Origin of the sequence: Mycobacterium sp. IS-3022 (assembly GCF_001500065.1) — a bacterium.
In the GTDB taxonomy this organism is placed as follows: domain Bacteria; phylum Actinomycetota; class Actinomycetes; order Mycobacteriales; family Mycobacteriaceae; genus Mycobacterium.
Window position 1 is genome coordinate 106,524 of the sequence record NZ_LQIN01000007.1, and the last position, 17,410, is coordinate 123,933.

A 17,410-nucleotide genomic window follows, 5' to 3' on the forward strand; every position below is an offset into this window, starting at 1 on the left:
CGTACTGCCGTCGGGTCGGGGGGTCAGACGGCAGTACGGAGCTATCTGTCTATCGACATGGCCCAAACCGGCGTTACAACCGTCGGCACAACTTTTTTCGCGGCTTTCTACGCCTCGAGGATCGCCGCGACGCCCTGCCCGCCGGCCGCGCAGATCGAGATCAGCCCGCGGACCGGTTGACCGGTCTGCTTCTTCTTCTCGGCCAGCTGCTTGGCCAACTGCGCGACGATGCGCCCGCCGGTCGCGGCGAACGGATGGCCCGCGGCCAGGGACGACCCATTGACATTGAGCTTCGACCGGTCGATCGAGCCGAGCGCGGCGTCGAGGCCGAGCCGCTCCTTGCAGTACTCCTCGGACTCCCACGCCTGCAGGTGTGCGAGCACCACCGACGCGAACGCCTCGTGGACCTCATAGAAGTCGAAATCCTGCAGGCTCAGCCCGTTGCGAGCGAGTAGGCGCGGCACCGCATACGTCGGCGCCATCAGCAGTCCGTCCTTGCCGTTGACGTAGTCCACCGCGGCGGTCTCCGCGTCGACGAAGTATGCGAGCGGTTCGACGCCATGGGCCGACGCCCACTCCTCGGAGGCCAGCAGCGACACCGAGGCGCCGTCGGTCAGCGGAGTGGAGTTGCCGGCGGTCATCGTCGCGTCGCCGTTGCGGACCCCGAACACAGGCTTGAGCTTGGCGAGCTTCTCGGCCGACGAGTCCGCCCGCAGGTTGTTGTCGCGGTACACGCCGAGGAACGGCGTGACCAGGTCGTCGAAGAACCCGCGGTCGTAGGCGGCGGACATGTTGCGATGGCTGGCGGCCGCCAATTCGTCCTGGTCGGTGCGCTTGATCCCCATCTCCTTGGCGGTGACGGCAGCGTGTTCGCCCATCGACATCCCGGTGCGCGGCTCGCTGTTGACGGGGATCTGGATGCCCAACGAGGCCGGCAGTTTGCCGACCAGCTTCAGCCGGTCGAGGTTCGACTTCGACCGGCGCAGCCCCAGCAGCGTGCGACGAAGGTCGTCGCCGAGTGCGATCGGCGCATCGGAGGCGGTGTCGACGCCGCCCGCCGCGGCCACCTCATAGCGGCCGGCGGCTATCCCGTCGGCCGCGGAGATGGTGGCCTGCAGCCCGGTTCCGCAGGCCTGCTGGATGTCGAAGGCCGGCGTGTACGACGACAGCGCGCTGCCGAGCACGCACTCGCGGATCAGGTTGAAGTCGCGGCTGTGCTTGAGCACCGCGCCGCCGATCACGGCGCCGAGAGTCTCGCCGGACAGGTTGAAGCGGTCGATGAGGCCGCCCAGGGCGGCGGTGAACATGTCCTGGTTCGACGCGCTGGCGTAGGCGCCGTCGGAGCGGGCGAACGGAATTCGGTTGCCGCCGAGGATGGCGACGCGTCGGCGGGTATCACTAGCCATGAACCCCATAGTACCCACCCTTCTTACTCAGGAGTAAGTTCGTCCCCATGGCTTCCGATCTGTACTCACAAATCGTCCATTCGACGCCGGGATCGTTCGTCGCCAAGCAGCTCGGCATTCCGCAGCCCGAGACGCTGCGCCGCTACAAGCAAGGCGATCCGCCGCTGGCGGGCACGTTGCTGATCGGCGGTGAGGGCCGTGTCGTGGAGCCGCTGCGCACCGCGCTGGCCGAGGATTACGACGTCGTCTCGAACAACCTCGGCGGTCGCTGGGCGGACTCGTTCGGCGGGCTGGTGTACGACGCGACCGGCATCACCGAACCGGCCGGGCTCAAGGGCTTGTACAAGTTCTTCACCCCGCTGCTGCGCAATCTCGGGCCGTCCGGCCGCGTCGTCGTCGTCGGCACCACCCCGGAGCAGGCGGGCAGTGAACACGAGCGCATCGCGCAGCGCGCGCTCGAGGGCTTCACCCGGTCGCTGGGCAAGGAGTTGCGCCGCGGCGCGACGGTGAACCTGGTGTACCTGTCCTCCGATGCCAAGCCCGCGGCGACGGGGCTGGAGTCGACGATGCGGTTCCTGCTCTCGGGCAAGTCCGCCTACGTGGACGGGCAGGTGTTCCGGATCGGTGCGGAGGACTCGGCGCCGCCGGCGGACTGGGACCGGCCACTGGACGGCAAGGTCGCGATCGTCACCGGCGCGGCCCGCGGGATCGGCGCGACGATCGCCGAGGTGTTCTCGCGCGACGGAGCGAAGGTGGTGTGCATCGATGTCGAGGGGGCCAAGGACGCGCTCGGCGTGACGGCCACCAAGGTCGGCGGCACTTCGATCGCGCTGGATGTGACGGCGCCCGATGCGGTCGAGCGCATCACCGAACACCTGAAGGAGAACCACGGCGGACGCGCCGACATCCTGGTCAACAACGCCGGCATCACCCGCGACAAGCTGCTCGCGAACATGGACGAGGCGCGTTGGGACTCCGTCGTCGCGGTGAATCTTCTTGCGCCGCTTGCCCTAGCCGAAGGGCTGGTCGGCAACGGCTCGATCGGTGAGGGCGGCCGGATCGTCGGGCTGTCGTCGATGGCGGGAATCGCGGGTAACCGCGGGCAGACCAACTACGCGACCACCAAGGCGGGCATGATCGGGTTGACCGACAGCCTGGCGCAGGCCTACGCCGACAAGGGCGTCACGGTCAACGCGGTGGCGCCCGGGTTCATCGAGACCAAGATGACCGAGGCCATCCCGCTGGCCACCCGCGAAGTCGGGCGACGGCTGAACTCGTTGTATCAGGGCGGCCAACCGGTCGACGTCGCCGAGACCATCGCCTACTTCGCGAGTCCCGCGTCCAACGCCGTGTCCGGCAACACGGTGCGCGTGTGCGGCCAGGCGTGGCTGGGGGCGTGACGTGACCCAACCGTCCGGGCTGATGAACCTGGTGCGCGCCGCGGCGGGCGCGCTGCCCTTCGTGCCGCGCGGGGAGACGCTACCCGACCGCACGCTGACCGTCGACGACCTGAGCATCGACCCCGACAACGTGGCGGCGTACGCCGACGTGACGGGTCTGCAGTTCGGCGACACCGTGCCGCTAACCTATCCCTTCGCGCTGACCTTCCCGACGCTGATGTCGTTGGTCACCGGCTTCGACTTTCCGTTCGCGGCAATGGGTTCGGTGCACATCGAAAACCACATCACGCAGTATCGGCCGATCGCAGTCACCGACACCGTGTCGGTGAAGGTGCACGCGGAGAACCTGCGTGAGCACCGGCGCGGCCTGCTGGTCGACCTCGTGACCGACGTCAACGTCGGCAACGAGCAGGCGTGGCACCAGGTGACGACGTTCCTGCATCAACAGCGCACGAGCTTGTCCGACGAACCCAAGCCGCCACCGCAGAAGCCACCGAAGCTGGGCCCCCCGAACGCGGTGCTGCGCATCACGCCCGGCCAGATCCGGCACTACGCCTCGGTGGGCGGCGACCACAACCCGATCCACACCAATCCCGTCGCGGCCAAGCTGTTCGGCTTTCCGACGGTGATCGCACACGGGATGTTCAGCGCCGCAGCGGTTCTCGCGAACATCGAGGGCCAGCTGCCGGTCGCGGTGAAGTACTCGGTGAAGTTCGCCAAGCCGGTGGTGCTGCCTGCCAGCGCCGGATTGTACGTCGACCGCGTCTCCGACGGCTGGGATCTGACGTTGCGCGACATGAAGAAGCGCGAGCCGCACCTGTTCGGCACGGTGCGGTCGCTCTAGCGATAGCTGGTTCGAGACTGCGCACAGATCGCGATCAGGCCTGGTTCGGCGATCTCGCCGCAGTCTCGAAGCCGCCCTTCGCGAACGCCTGCAGGAGACGGGGCATGGCCATCGAGCTGATCTTCGAAACGCATTCCTTGACTGTGGACAACGAAGCGGGCATTGCCACTGGATGGCTGCCCGGCGAGCTGTCGCCCCTAGGCCGCGAGCTTGCGCGTGAGCTTGGCCGGCGCCATCGCGACCGCCAACTCGCCGCTGTCTTCGTCTCCGATCTTGCCCGCGCCGTAGAGACTGCCGAGATTGCCTTCGCCGGCAGACATGTGCCCATCCGCACCGATTCCCGGCTACGCGAATGCAACTACGGGATGCTCAATGGCATGCCAGTTGCACGGCTCACCACCATCCGCCGTCAGCACATCACCGAGCCCTATCCGGGCGGGCAGAGCTATCAACAGGTCGTCGACCAGATGCGCTCATTCATAAGGAGTTTGGCCGCACAATACGACGATCGGACCGTGCTGGTCATCGCTCACTCGGCCAATAAGTGGGCACTTGACTACCTTCTGAAAGGACGACGTCTCGCCGAATCGGTCGACGCGCCGTTCGACTGGCAGGAAGGTTGGACCTACCACGCGCCACCGGGGTGGACCGTCGAGACCACTAACCGCGATTCGGGCTAGTTCGGCGATCGCCCCGCAGTCTCGACGGGGTGGTCGGCCACGGCGTGGTCGGCCGGCGTCCCCTTCAGGCCCCGCCAGAACAGGTTGATCATCAGTTCGGCGGCCTCGTCGACACCGGCGTCGCCGGTACTGACCCGGCTGGCCACCGCCTCGCCCGCTCCGACCAGCGCGACGGCCATCATGTCGAAATCCGTGTCCGGCTCGGGGTTTCGGGTACCCGACCGCAGCAGCCTGCTCACCAGATCGATGATGCGTTCGCGGCCCTCACGCACGGTGTGGGCGAACGCCTGAGAGCTGGTGGCCTGACTGTAGAGCACCATCCACGAGGCCCGGTTGGCGTCGATGTAGTTCAGGAACGCCAGAACCGCGGTGCGCAGAAGGTCTTTCGGGCTCTGCTTGAAGTCGATCCGGCTGCGCACGTCGTCGACGAACCGGGCCAGCTCACGATCCAGGCACGCCGCGAACAACTCCTCCTTGGAGCCGTAGTACAGATACAGCATCGGCTTGGAGATCTGCGCTTCGGCGGCGATCGCGTCCATGGACGTCTCGTGATAGCCGTTGACCGAGAAGATCTGCACCGCGGCGTCAAGCATCTGCTGCTCGCGCACGGCGCGCGGCAACCGCTTGGTCCCTCCGGCCATCACACAAGGGTAAGCAATCGGTGGACGCCAGGTGTCAACAGCGCGGGTTGGGCCCCTTCATCGCCGCCAGCCGCAGCACCGACGCGTCGACGCTGGACATCGACAGCTCACCGGCCGCCACCGCCTTCTCGAGCCGGTCGAGCACTGCGGGCACCTCACCGGTCGTCACCCACAACGCGTTGTCGGCGCCGGCCTGCAGGGCGCGCAGGGCGGCCTCGGCCACCCCGAACCGGTCGGAGATGGCCTGCATGGACGACAGGTCGTCGGTGAACACCGGACCGTTGAACGGCGGGCCGCCGTAATTGCCGGACCGCAGCAGCGCATACGCGGCCGGGCTCAGGCTCGCCGGATCGCTTCCGGTCAGACCGGGCACCTGCATGTGGCCGACCATCACGCCGACGGGGGCCTGCGTGGTCAGCGTCCGATACGGCACCAGGTCGGTCGTCTGCAGTTCGGCGAGATCCGGCGTGGAGACGCTACCGGTGTGCGAGTCGCCCGACCCGGAGCCGTGGCCCGGGAAGTGCTTGAGCACCGGGAGGACCCCCGCGTCGCGCAGCCCGCGAGCGTAGGCGCCGGCGAAGTCGGTGACGACGGTCGGGTCCGAACCAAAGGACCGGTCTCCGATGACACCGTCGACATTGGCCGCGTCGGTGACGTCGACGACCGGGGCGAAGTCGATGGTGATGCCCATCCCGCGCATCTGCTGGCCGCGCCGCAACGCAATGTCGTACACCTGCTCGGGGGTGTTGGTCTGCGCCAGCACCCGCGGGGAGGGCTGAGCACCGATCAGCGGGGCCAGCCGCGACACCCGGCCGCCCTCCTCGTCGACGCTGACCGCCAGCGGCAGCGGGTTCGCCGCAGTCGCGATGTCGGCCAACGATCCGTCGGACAGCATCGACAGGTCCGTCCAGCTGCCGATCATGATGCCGCCCACATGATGGGTGTCGACGACCGCGCGGGCGTCCGCCGCGCCGGTGACCCCGACCATCAGCAGTTGCGCGAGCTTGTCGCGCGTCGACATGGCCGAGAGCAGCTGCTCGCCGGCTCCGCACGCCGGTGCCGCCGGCGCGTCCGGCGCCGGAGCGTTCGGCACGGCGGTGGCCGCCTTCGTCAGCGGAGCCTCGGAGACGGCGGACGGGGCTTCGGGTTGCTCGGTCGGCGAACAGGCCAGCACGAGCCCGGTCAGTGCCACCAGTGCGCAGAGCGTCCTGGTCCTCGATGTCTTCCTCGATGTCAAGGCCATGGGCCTCGACACTAACGGCACTGGACGCTCAGTTCTATCTCCTGGTCGGCGAGCCGGGTGGCTCGACCGCCGGAACGCACGTTCATCTGCGGACATCGGCCGCGTGCTACTTTTGCCCCCATGGATCGGTTCCTCGTGCCCGCCGCCGCCAGCATCGTGGTCGGCGTGCTGCTGGGCGCGGCAGCCGTATTCGGCGTGACGCTGATGGTGCAGCAGGACAACAGGCCTCCTCTGCAAGCGGGCGATCCGGCGTCCTCGGTGCTCAACAGGGTCGAGTACGGCGACCGAAGCTAAATCCCGGGTCGCGTCGCTCCTGCCCTCCGCCGCTGAGACCGTCCCGCTCTCGCGGCGCTGGCTGTGGGTGGCCGCTGCCGCGGCGTTGGTCCTGACGTTCGCCCAGTCACCCGGCCAGATTTCGCCCGACACCAAGCTCGACCTGACCGCGAATCCCCTACGGTTTCTCACGCGCGCGTTCAACCTCTGGAACAGCGAACTGCCGTTCGGGCAGGCCCAGAACCAGGCGTACGGCTATCTGTTCCCGCATGGCGCGTTCTTTCTGATCGGTGACGTCGCCGGGCTGCCCGGATGGGTGACCCAGCGGCTGTGGTGGGCGCTGCTGCTGGTCGTCGGGTTCTGGGGCGTACTGCGGGTGGCCGAAGCGTTGAACATCGGCAGTCCGACGTCACGGGCGATCGCTGCGGTCGCCTATGCGCTGTCACCGCGGGTGCTGACCACGCTCGGCGCGATCTCCTCGGAGACGCTCCCGATGATGCTCGCGCCGTGGGTGCTGCTGCCGATGATCCTCGCCCTGCAGGGCGATGCAAGGATCCGGGTGCTGGCCGCGAGGTCGGCGGTGGCGATCGCCTTGATGGGCGCGGTCAACGCGGTGGCCACCCTTACCGGCTGCTTGTGCGCGGCCATCTGGTTGGCATGTCACCGCCCCACCAGACTGTGGTGGCGATTCACCGCCTGGTGGGCGGCGGGTATCGCGCTGGCGGTGCTCTGGTGGGTGACCGCGCTGGTACTGCTGGGCCGGATCAGTCCGCCGTTCCTCGACTTCATCGAATCCTCCGGCGTCACCACGCGCTGGATGTCGCTGACGGAGATGCTGCGCGGCACCGACGCCTGGACGCCGTTCGTCGCACCGAACGCGACCGCCGGCGCGTCGCTGGTGACCGGTTCGGTCGCCGTGCTCGCCACCACCCTGGTCGCCGCCGCCGGCCTGGCCGGACTCGCCATGCGCACGATGCCGGCCCGCGGTCGGCTGATCACCATCCTGCTGACCGGTGTCACGCTGCTGGCGCTCGGCTACTCGGGTGGACTGGGATCGCCGGTGGCGCTCGAGGTTCAGGCGTTCCTCGACGCGTCGGGAACACCGCTGCGCAATCTGCACAAGCTCGAACCGCTGCTGCGCCTGCCGCTGGCCCTCGGATTGGCGCACCTGCTCGGCCGGATCCCGCTGCCGGGCAGCGCGCCGCGCTCTGAGTGGACGAGCGTGCTGGCTCACCCCGAACGCGACAGGCGGGTCGCCGTCGGGATCGTGGTGCTGGTCGCGCTGGCCGCCGGAACCTCGCTCGCGTGGACCGGACGCCTTACTCCGCCAGGCGCTTTCGACGCCATCCCGCAGTACTGGCATGACACCGCCGACTGGCTCGACGAACACAACACCGAGGGCCGCGTCCTCGTTGCGCCAGGCGCGCCGTTCGCCACCCAGGTTTGGGGCAACAGCCACGACGAACCGCTGCAGGTGCTCGGCGACAGTCCGTGGGGCGTGCGCGACTCCATCCCGCTGACCCCGCCGCAGACCATCCGCGCGCTGGACTCCGTGCAGCGCCTGTTCGCGGCGGGACGGCCGTCCGCTGGGCTCGCTGATACCCTTGCCCGCCAAGGTATTTCGTATGTCGTCGTGCGCAACGATCTCGATCCGGAGGCCTCGCGGTCGGCGCGGCCGCTGCTGGTGCACCGGGCCGTCGACGGCTCGCCCGGCCTGGAGAAGGTCGCCGAGTTCGGCGATCCGGTGGGGGGCGGCACCCTGGCCGGATTCGTCACCGACAGTGGACTGCGCCCCCGTTACCCCGCCGTCGAGATCTACCGGGTTCATGCCGAAACGCCGGTGACGCCTTACCTTGTCGACACCGAGAGCATGGCGCGCGTCGACGGTGCGCCCGAAGCTCTGCTCCGACTCGACGAGCGCCGACGACTCCTCGGTCAGCCGCCGCTGGGCCCCATGCTGTTGACGGCCGACGCCGAACGCGCGGACCTGCCCGCCCCGCTCGTCACCGTCACCGACACTCCGGTCGCACGCGAGACCGACTACGGCCGCGTCGACCACCACTCCTCGGCGATCCGCACCCCCGACGATGCCCGGCATACCCACAACCGGGTCATCGACTATCCCTCCCCCGGCACCGATCTCGTCTACGGGCAGTGGAACGGCGGCCGGGTCTCGGTGTCGAGTTCGGCGTCCGATTCGACCGCGCTGCCCAACGTCACGCCCGCCGCGGGCCCGGCCGCGGCGATCGACGCCGACCCGTCGACGAGTTGGGTGTCCAACGCGCTGCAGTCGGCGATCGGACAGTGGCTGCAGGTCGACCTCGACCACCCGGTGACCAACGCGACGATCACCGTCACGCCCAGCGCCACCGCGGTCGGCGCGCAGATCCGCCGCATCGAGATCTCGACCGTCAACGGCACCAGCACCCTGCGTTTCGACGAGTCCGGTAAACCGTTGACCACGGCGCTGCCTTACGGGGAGTCACCGTGGGTGCGGATCACCGCGGTCGCCACCGACGACGGATCGCCAGGTGTGCAATTCGGCCTCACCGACATCGCCGTCACCCAGTACGACGCGAACGGCTTCGCCCATCCCGTCAGCCTGCGCCACACCGTCGCGGTTCCGGGGCCGCCACCGGGTTCGACTGTGGCGCAGTGGGATCTGGGTTCGGAGTTGCTCGGCCGATCGGGCTGCGCGCATAGCCCCACGGGTACCAGGTGCGCCGCCGCGATGGCGCTGTCCCCCGAGGAGCCGGTGAACCTCAGCCGGACGCTGACCGTGCCGACACCGATCGCGGTGACCCCGACGGTGTGGGTGCGGGCCCGCCAGGGGCCCAAGCTGGCGGACCTGGTCGCCGCGCCGGGCGCCGCCCGCGCGCTGGGCGACGCCGATCCGATCGACATCCTGGGCTCGGCCTACGCCGCGGCCGACGGCGATCCCGGCACCGCGTGGACCGCGCCACAACGCGTCGTGCAGCACCAGACGCCACCGACGTTGACGCTCAAGCTGCCGCGGCGTAGCGAGGTCGCCGGGCTGCGGGTGACGCCGAGTTCGGTTGAGTTGCCGGCACACCCAACTCTGCTGGCCGTCGATCTCGGTGACGGTCCGCAGATCCGCCGCGTGGCCGGAGACGCGGGTGCGCAGACCCTGAAGCTCAAGCCGCGGGTCACCGACACCGTCACGGTGTCCATCCTCGAATGGGACGACGTCATCGACCGCACGGCGCTCGGCTTCGACCAACTCAAGCCGCCGGGGCTGGCCGAGGTGACGGCGCTGGACACCCAGGGTGCACCCATCGCAGCCGCCGACGCGGCGCGCAACCGGGACCGCACGATCGAATTGCCTTGCGGACGTGGACCGGTCATCGGGATCGCCGGCCAGTTCATTCAGACCTCGCTCACCACGACCGTCGGCAGCCTGCTCGACGGTGCGCCCGTCGCCGCGCAACCGTGCCGGAGCGAACCGATCCTGCTGCCGGCGGGGCAGCAGGAGCTGGTGGTCAGCCCAGGTACCGCGTTCATAGTCGACGGCGCGCAGTTGTCCGGACCCCTGGCCCGCGAAATACGCCCGGCGCCAACCACACCCGCGCAGACCGGCGCATGGGGCGCAGACCGCCGCGAGGTGAGCGTCGCGGCGTCTCCGGCGTCGCGGGTGCTCGTCGTGCCCGAAAGCATCAACCCCGGGTGGGTGGCACACGACAGCGACGGGACGGCATTGGCGCCGATCACGGTGAACGGCTGGCAGCAGGGTTGGGTGCTGCCGCCGGGAACGTCGGGTCCGGTCACGCTGTCCTTCCCGTCCAACGGGCCCTACCGCGTCGGCCTGATCGGCGGCTTGGCGCTGCTGCCGGTACTCGCCCTGCTGGCGTTCCTTCCGGCGCGCAGACGCCAACCGCCCCTTGACCCCGTGCCGGTGTGGCGGCCGCACGCGATCGCGGTGGCTGCCGCCACGCTCGCTGTCGGCGCAGCGATCTCCGGGCTGGCCGGTGTCGTGGTGGTCGGCGTCGCGCTGGGCGTTCGCCGCCTCCTTCGCGACCGCGAAAAGCTCTGCGAGGCAACTACTGTCGGCCTATCGGCCGGTGGACTGATTCTGGCCGGCGCGGTGCTGAGCCAGAACCCGTGGCGATCGGTCGACGGCTACGTCGGCCATTCGTGGGGCGTGCAGCTGCTGGCGTTGGTGTCGGTCGCCGCCGTCGCCGCCTCGACCGTGAGCACACGCAGGCGGGTCAGTTGACGGCGATCAGATGCTCGAGCGTGGGCTGGCCGATGACGAACTTGTCGACCGCCTGCTCGATGAGCAGGTCCTGCCGGGTCTGACGGGTCATGTGCTGGTGCAGATGCTCGTCCCACGACCGCACGACGAACGCCTCGACGAACGTGTTGGGCGACTCACCGCTGCGGAACAGCCGCCACTGCACGGCACCGGTGCGCTGCCGCGAGCGCTTCACCCTGGCCATCGCCGCGACGAACGCCGCCTCGTCCTCCGCCGCGACGCGATAGGTCTTCAGCACCACTACCGGTCCGTCTGGCGGCGCGGGTTCGAACACCAGCGCCGGCTCCGGCCAGTGCGCTGACGGTTCCACGTCCAGATTGCCGGTGCCCCGGTGCAGCGGCCACCACAGCAGCGACACCGCGCAGGCGGCCAGCAGCCCCGCGCTGATCAGAAGCGCCGTCACGCTGCTGGTGGCGCCGGCCACCAGGCCCCACATCAGCGAGCCGATCGCCTGCCCGCCCATGAACACCAACTGGTAGACCGACAGCCCGCGCGCCCGTACCCAGGCCGGAAGGCTCAGCTGCATCGACGCATTCAGCGTCGACAAGGTGAGCAGCCAGCACAGCCCGCCGAGCAGCATCGCGACGACCACCACCGCCAACACCGGAACCAGGGCCAACACCACAGTGGCGATCGCGAAACCGACGGCGCCGCCGGTGAGAAGGGCATTGCGCCCGAACGCCGTCTGCAGCCGCGACAACAGCGTCGCGCCGCACACCGCTCCGACCCCCAGCGCACCCAACAGCACGCCGTATCCCGCCGACGAGAGGTTCAGTTGCCGACTGGCGATGACGGCGAGCAATCCCCACAGTGCGCTGGCCGGCGCGATGAACAACAGCGCGCGCAACAGAATGCGCCGCACCACCGGTGAACTCCGGATGAAGCGCCCACCCGCGCTCAGCGCCGACAACGGCCTCTCGGTCGGCAGCAACCGTTGCGCGGCCGGACGACGCCAAACCACCAGCGCCGCGACGATGCCGACGAACGAGACCGCGTTCAACGCGAAAACCAGCGTGGGTCCCGACAGCGACACCAGCGCGCCCGCGATCGCAGGCCCGATCGCCCGGGCGCCGTTCATGGCCAAGCTGGTCAACGCCGCAGCAGCCGGGATCTGTTCGCGGGGAACGAGTTCGGGCTGGATCGCCTGCCACGCCGGCGCGGTCAGCGCCTGGCCACAGCCGATCAGGAACAGCAGGATCAGCAGCACCGCCGGGGTGGCCAGACCGACGCCGGTCAACGCCGCCAGCAGCGAGACGCCGGCCGCCATCGCCGCCTGGGTGGCGATCAGCAGCCGCCGCCGGTCGACGAGGTCGGCCAGCACACCGGAGGGCAGGGCCAGCAGCATCACCGGCAACGCCGTCGCCGTCTGCACTAGCGGCACCAGCACCGCCGCGCCGGGATCGGCGACCAGCATCCACTGCGCGCCGACCGTCTGCATCCAGGTGCCGAGGTTCGAGACGAACTGCGCGATCCACAGCGCACGGTAGATCGGCGAGGACAGCGGCGCCCACGCCGACGGCGCGGCGCGGACAGGGGACGATGCCGCCATGCGGTTGTGGCCTTTCTGTATGAACAGTTCTCAAGTACCCGATTGACCGATCGCTATCTCGTAGCATCGGCCGCGTGCCGCAACTGAACACCGCCGGCGGGGCGATCGACACCGGGGACCTGGGCGTCACGCTCATGCACGAACACGTCTTCATCCAGTCCCCCGACATCTCGGCCAACTATCCCGAAGTCTGGGGCGACGAGGGCAAACGCGAGGCCGACGCCGTCGTCCGCCTCAACGAGCTGAAGTCGCGCGGCGTCGACAGCATCGTCGACCTCACGGTGATCGGAATGGGCCGCTACATCCCGCGCATCGAACGCATCGCCGCGCAGACCGACATCAACATCATCGTGGCGACCGGCGTGTACACCTACAACGACGTGCCGATGTTCTTCCACTTCAGCGGCCCGGACACCCCGCTCGGCGAACCGATGGTGGACATGTTCGTCCGCGACATCACCACCGGTATCGCCGACACTGGCATCAAGGCGGCGATCCTCAAGTGCGCTACCGACGAACCGGGTGTGACTCCGGGTGTCGAGCGGGTGCTGCGGGCGGTCGCGCAGGCCCACCGCGAGACCGGCGTACCGATCTCGACGCACACCCACGCCGCGACGAAGCGGGGCCTGGATCAGCAGCGCGTCTTCACCGAGGAGGGCGTCGACCTCTCGCGGGTGGTGATCGGGCACTCGGGTGACACCACCGATCTCGGCTATCTCGAAGAGCTCATCGCCAACGGTTCCTACATCGGCATGGACCGGTTCGGCGTGGATGTGTTCCTCGGCTTCGAAGACCGGGTCGACACCGTCGCGAGGATGTGCGAGCGCGGTCACGCCGACAAGATGGTGTTGTCCCACGACGCATCGTGTTTCATCGACTGGTTACCGGAAGCGCTTGTGCCGGCGACCATGCCGAACTGGCACTATCTGCACATCCACAACGACGTCATCCCCGCGCTCAAGGATCGTGGTGTCACCGACGAGCAGCTGACCACGATGCTCGTCGACAACCCACGGCGGATCTTCGAGACACGGGGCGGCTACTGAGATGAGCGGACCGATCCCGCCGATCGGGACCCAGGTGTCACGGCTGGCGACGGCTGCCCCCGACGCACCGGCGGCGACGTGCGAGGGTGTCACGATCACGCGCGGTGAGCTCGACGAGTCGACCAACAGGCTGGCCCGCGCCTACGCCGAACTCGGTGTGCGACAAGGTGATTACGTAACGGTGGTGTTGGCGAACTCGATCGAGTTCGTGCAGGCGGTGCTCGCGACGTGGAAGCTCGGTGCCGTTCCGCAACCTCTCTCACCGCGGCTGCCCGACGCCGAGCTCGCCGGGTTGCTCGAGCTCAAACCGCGAGCACTGCTGGTGGGCCGCGACGACCCGACCGGCCGAACGCCAAGCGTGCCAACCGGTTACATGCCTGAGCCGGGGCTGTCGGATGCACCGCTGCCCGAGGCGGTGTCACCAGTGTTCAAGGTGATGGCCTCCGGCGGCAGCACCGGCAAGCCGAAGCTGATCGAATCCGGTGGCGACGGCCGGTTTCCGCCGGCCGCCGGGTACCCGCTCGGCGCACAGGAGCGCGACGTCAACCTGCTGTCGGTGCCGCTGAGCCACAACACCGGGTTCACCACGTTCGCGATCGGCCTGGTGCAGGGCCATCATCTGGTGCTGATGCCGCGGTTCGAACCGCACGAGTTCCTGCGTCTGGTGACCGAGCATCGGGTGACATTCCTGACGACGGTTCCGACGATCATGCAGCGGTTGCTGCCGGTCTACCGGGCCAACCCCGGCGCCTACGATCTGTCCTCGATCCGGCGGTTCTGGCATGTGGCCGCGGTCTGCCCGCCGGCCGTCAAGCAGGCGTGGATCGACATCCTGGGTCCGGACACAGTGTGGGAACTGTACGGCGGCACCGAGTTACAGGCGTTGACGTTCATCTCCGGGGACCAGTGGCTGACGCACCCGGGTTCCGTCGGCGTCGTTGTCGCGGGGGAGATGAAGGTGCTCGACGACGACGGCAACGAGTGCCCGCCGGGGGTCGCAGGCGAGATCTACATGCGCCCGCCGCCGGGTAGCGCGCCGACCTACCGCTACGTCGGCGCGTCCGCGAAGTCCCGCGACGGCTGGGACTCGCTGGGCGATCTGGGCTATTTCGACGAGGACGGCTTCCTGTACCTCAACGACCGTCGCGTCGACATGTTCACCGTCGGTGGCCGCAACGTGTACCCCGCGGAGATCGAGTCGGCGCTGGCCGAACACCCGGGTGTGCTGTCGTGTCTGGTCGTCGGTGTGCCGGACTCGGATCTCGGTCAGGTGCCGCATGCGCTCGTGCAGGCCGACGGTGATCTCGACGAGGCGACCGTCATCGCGTTCCTCTCGGAGCGCCTCGAGCGCCACAAGGTGCCGCGCACAGTCGAGTTCACCGACGCGCCGTTGCGCGACGACGCGGGCAAGGCGCGGCGCTCCGCGGTGCGCGACGAGGTCATCTCGCGACGGGCTCAGGCACGCCGCTGACCGCCGAGTCCAGCGGCGGTATCGGGCGTTCGTGACGAAACTCCCATCGCCGCAACGCCGTCCGGCACGGCGACTCCACCAGCGCGTAGCTGACCGCGGCGATCGCAAAGCCGAACACCACCGTCAGCACCAGCACCACCGGCATGTGCCCGCTGAACGCGAACTCGCCGATCACCGGGAACACCATCGCCAGCGCGGCGAGGTGCCAGATGAACAGTCCGTAGGACCACCGCCCCAACGTCACCATCGTCGTGTTGCCGAGTAGTCGGTGCGAGGTGTCGGGGCGGTCGAGCACCAGCGGGGCCACCAGCGCGGCGGCGACCACCGCGCCCATCGCGATCTTGACGATGAACTGGCTGACCGTGCCCGGGGTGAGTCCTTCGGGTCCCGCGATCGGGGACGCCGCGACCAGGAACGCGGCCACCGCGATGACCGCCATCAGTACGCGCCGCCGGGCCAACCGGTGCGGCCATCCGACCGGTGTCACCGTCAACTCGGCGAGCAGCATGCCCGCGGCGAACCAGGAGAAGAAGGCGGGCGGCCAGTTGAGGTGGTTGACGCCGGCGGAGGTGGCGATCGGCAGCACCGCCCACCCCAGGCTGGCGACTGCCGCGACCGCGATGACGGGTATTCGGGCGCACACCGGGACCCGTCGCACCAGCAGCGCGAGCAGCGGTAGCGCGAGGTAGAACGCCACCTCGACCGACAGGCTCCACATCTGCGTCAGCCCCGCGGTCAAGGTGAGCGGCACGTAGATCTGGGTCAGGGTGAGGTTGGCCAGCCATACGGTCAGGTCGGCTTTCGCATCGGGCAGCAGCGACAGGATCACCACCACCGCGACCAGGTAACCGGGCATGATGCGGACGATCCGCGAGCGCAGATAGTGGCCGGTCGACGGGGTCGGCCGCAACCCCCGCGCGGCCGCCGCATGCCCGCGCCACAGCAGGAAGCCCGAAAGCGCGAAGAACACTGCGACCGCTAGGTCGAAGCGGCCGAACAGCCGGCCGGTGATGCCGCCGGTGTGGCCGGTCTGGAACGCCACGTGGGTGACGACGACCCCGACCGCCGCGCAGGCCCGCATGCCTTCGACGGCAGGCAGGAATCCGCGGGTGCCGCCGACTTCCGCCACGTTTCCGATGCTGCCCACGGCAATCAGTGTGCCGGGAAGATCAAAACATGCTGAATACGGGTAGTCCGGGGCCGCGGGTGGATGCGCTCGGACTAAACGACGACCTTAAATTGTGCTGTTAGGGTCAAACGGGTTTTTGCGGCGTACCACGGGATGAAGCCGCGGACGCGAGGAGCGGGATATGGGAGGCACGGTTTGAACCGCGCAGTGGCGCTGCGTATTGCGGCGTGCGGGATCTTGGGGCTGGGTGCCGCCCTGCTGATCGCCGCGCTGTTGCTGTCCACCTACACCCACAGCAAGATCGCCAAGATTCCGTTGGACCTCGATGCCACCCTGATCAGCGAGGGCACCGGCACCGCGTTCGACCCGGCATCGCTCAACTCGGCCAAGTTCGTCATAGACCGCGACGTGCCGATGGCGATGCAGGAGCAGATCTCGGTGGAGTCCCCGTCGAACGCCGACGTGGTGACCCTCCAGGTCGGCAGCTCACTGCGCCGAACCGACAAGCAACAGGACACCGGCCTGCTGCTGGCGATGGTCGACACCGTGACCGTCGACCGCAGCACGGCCGAAGCGGTGTCCAGCGAGAGCAATCCGGGCGGCGCGGTGCAGAAGCCGCGCGCCATCGACGACGACAAGCCGCCGACCAACATCGCGCTGCCGCACGAGGGGCTGGCCTACCGGTTCCCGTTCGACACGGAGAAGAAGACCTATTCGGTGTTCGACCCGATCGCGCAGAAGGCGTTCGACGCCAATTACGACGGCGAGGAAGACGTCAACGGCATGACCACCTACCGGTTCACCCAGAACGTCGGCTACGACGCGGACGGCAAGCTGGTCGAGCCCGTGAAGTACGCCTCGCTCTACGAAGACGACGCCGACAGCGAGGTCACCGCGCGCGCGGCGATGTGGGGCGTGCCCGGTGAGCCCGACGAGCCGATCACGATGTCGCGGTACTACGCCGCGCAGCGCACCTTCTGGGTCGATCCGGTGTCCGGCACCATCGTCAAGAAGGACGAGCACGGCTACCACTACTACGCCCGCGAGCCGCTCAAGCCCGAGGTGACGTTCGTCGACTACAAGGTCACGTTCAACCAGGAAACCGTCGAGTCCCAGGTCGCCAGCGCCAGCGACGAACGCGACCGGGTCGCGCTGTGGGGCCGCATCCTGCCGATCACGTTCACCGCGATGGGCCTGGTGCTGCTGGTCGGCGGCGCGCTGCTCGGGTCGTTCAGCCTGCGCGCCGAGTCGGCGCTGATCGATCCCGGGCTTGACGAGGCCGACCACGGCTTCTTCGACACCCAGGGGATCAAGGTGCCCGGCGCGGAAGCCAAGACCGAGAAGATACCGACGTCCAGGCCGCCCGACCTGCCCCCGGACAGACCGGTCTGATCACGCGTCTGGCCGCGCCGTTGCGGGCGCAGTCGCTGGTGGCTCGACTGTTCCCGCTCGAGC

Annotated in this window: 13 protein-coding genes; 8 read left to right on the forward strand and 5 right to left on the reverse strand. The window is 68.8% G+C overall.

Annotated features, from left to right (window positions below; all coding sequences use genetic code 11):
- Positions 1-107: 107 nt before the first annotated feature.
- Complete coding sequence (locus AU188_RS07640) at positions 108-1,415, reverse strand: acetyl-CoA C-acetyltransferase (RefSeq protein WP_502687593.1); 1,308 nt, start codon at positions 1,413-1,415, stop codon at positions 108-110.
- A gap of 38 nt (positions 1,416-1,453) precedes the next feature.
- Between AU188_RS07640 and AU188_RS07645 the strand changes: the two genes are divergently transcribed.
- From AU188_RS07645 to AU188_RS07655, 3 genes are all read left to right on the forward strand, one after another.
- Positions 1,454-2,806: a 3-oxoacyl-ACP reductase gene (locus tag AU188_RS07645; RefSeq protein ID WP_059163129.1), complete on the forward strand. Its 1,353-nt coding sequence runs from the start codon at positions 1,454-1,456 to the stop codon at positions 2,804-2,806.
- A gap of 1 nt (position 2,807) precedes the next feature.
- Positions 2,808-3,650, forward strand: coding sequence for a MaoC/PaaZ C-terminal domain-containing protein (locus AU188_RS07650; protein WP_172799425.1), 843 nt, complete (start codon positions 2,808-2,810; stop codon positions 3,648-3,650).
- A gap of 104 nt (positions 3,651-3,754) precedes the next feature.
- A complete protein-coding gene (locus tag AU188_RS07655) occupies positions 3,755-4,330 on the forward strand; it encodes a histidine phosphatase family protein (RefSeq protein WP_059163131.1) in 576 nt (191 codons plus the stop codon).
- On the opposite strand, the gene AU188_RS07660 is transcribed toward AU188_RS07655, so the two are convergent.
- Together AU188_RS07660 and AU188_RS07665 are read right to left on the reverse strand one after the other, a co-directional pair.
- Entirely contained in the window at positions 4,327-4,971 is a 645-nt protein-coding gene (locus AU188_RS07660) for a TetR/AcrR family transcriptional regulator (RefSeq protein ID WP_059098750.1), read from the reverse strand. The genes AU188_RS07655 and AU188_RS07660 overlap by 4 nt on opposite strands.
- A 34-nt stretch (positions 4,972-5,005) precedes the next feature.
- Positions 5,006-6,214 carry a glycoside hydrolase family 3 N-terminal domain-containing protein gene (locus tag AU188_RS07665; protein ID WP_059163132.1) on the reverse strand — a complete coding sequence of 403 codons (1,209 nt, stop codon included), beginning with the start codon at positions 6,212-6,214 and terminating at the stop codon, positions 5,006-5,008.
- Between the two features lie 120 nt (positions 6,215-6,334).
- Here AU188_RS07665 and AU188_RS24885 point away from each other — a divergent pair, with 120 nt between their 5' ends.
- Positions 6,335-6,508 carry a DUF2613 domain-containing protein gene (locus tag AU188_RS24885; RefSeq protein WP_082686534.1) on the forward strand — a complete coding sequence of 58 codons (174 nt, stop codon included), beginning with the start codon at positions 6,335-6,337 and terminating at the stop codon, positions 6,506-6,508.
- A 19-nt stretch (positions 6,509-6,527) separates the two neighbouring features.
- Entirely contained in the window at positions 6,528-10,721 is a 4,194-nt protein-coding gene (locus AU188_RS07670) for a DUF3367 domain-containing protein (protein ID WP_216636174.1), read from the forward strand.
- Here AU188_RS07670 and AU188_RS07675 read toward each other — a convergent pair.
- Complete coding sequence (locus tag AU188_RS07675) at positions 10,714-12,309, reverse strand: MFS transporter (RefSeq protein ID WP_059163134.1); 1,596 nt, start codon at positions 12,307-12,309, stop codon at positions 10,714-10,716. The genes AU188_RS07670 and AU188_RS07675 overlap by 8 nt on opposite strands.
- 74 nt (positions 12,310-12,383) lie before the next feature.
- Here AU188_RS07675 and AU188_RS07680 point away from each other — a divergent pair, with 74 nt between their 5' ends.
- Together AU188_RS07680 and AU188_RS07685 are read left to right on the forward strand one after the other, a co-directional pair.
- Complete coding sequence (locus AU188_RS07680; RefSeq protein ID WP_059163135.1) at positions 12,384-13,355, forward strand: phosphotriesterase family protein; 972 nt, start codon at positions 12,384-12,386, stop codon at positions 13,353-13,355.
- 1 nt (position 13,356) lies between these two features.
- Positions 13,357-14,826, forward strand: coding sequence for an AMP-binding protein (locus AU188_RS07685; protein ID WP_059163136.1), 1,470 nt, complete (start codon positions 13,357-13,359; stop codon positions 14,824-14,826).
- On the opposite strand, the gene AU188_RS07690 is transcribed toward AU188_RS07685, so the two are convergent.
- Positions 14,795-15,907 (reverse strand): acyltransferase family protein, encoded by a 1,113-nt coding sequence (locus AU188_RS07690; protein WP_156426606.1) that lies wholly within the window; start codon positions 15,905-15,907, stop codon positions 14,795-14,797. The genes AU188_RS07685 and AU188_RS07690 overlap by 32 nt on opposite strands.
- A 243-nt stretch (positions 15,908-16,150) precedes the next feature.
- Between AU188_RS07690 and pgfA the strand changes: the two genes are divergently transcribed.
- A complete protein-coding gene (gene pgfA, locus AU188_RS07695; RefSeq protein WP_059163137.1) occupies positions 16,151-17,347 on the forward strand; it encodes a cell envelope lipid trafficking protein PgfA in 1,197 nt (398 codons plus the stop codon).
- Positions 17,348-17,410: the final 63 nt, after the last annotated feature.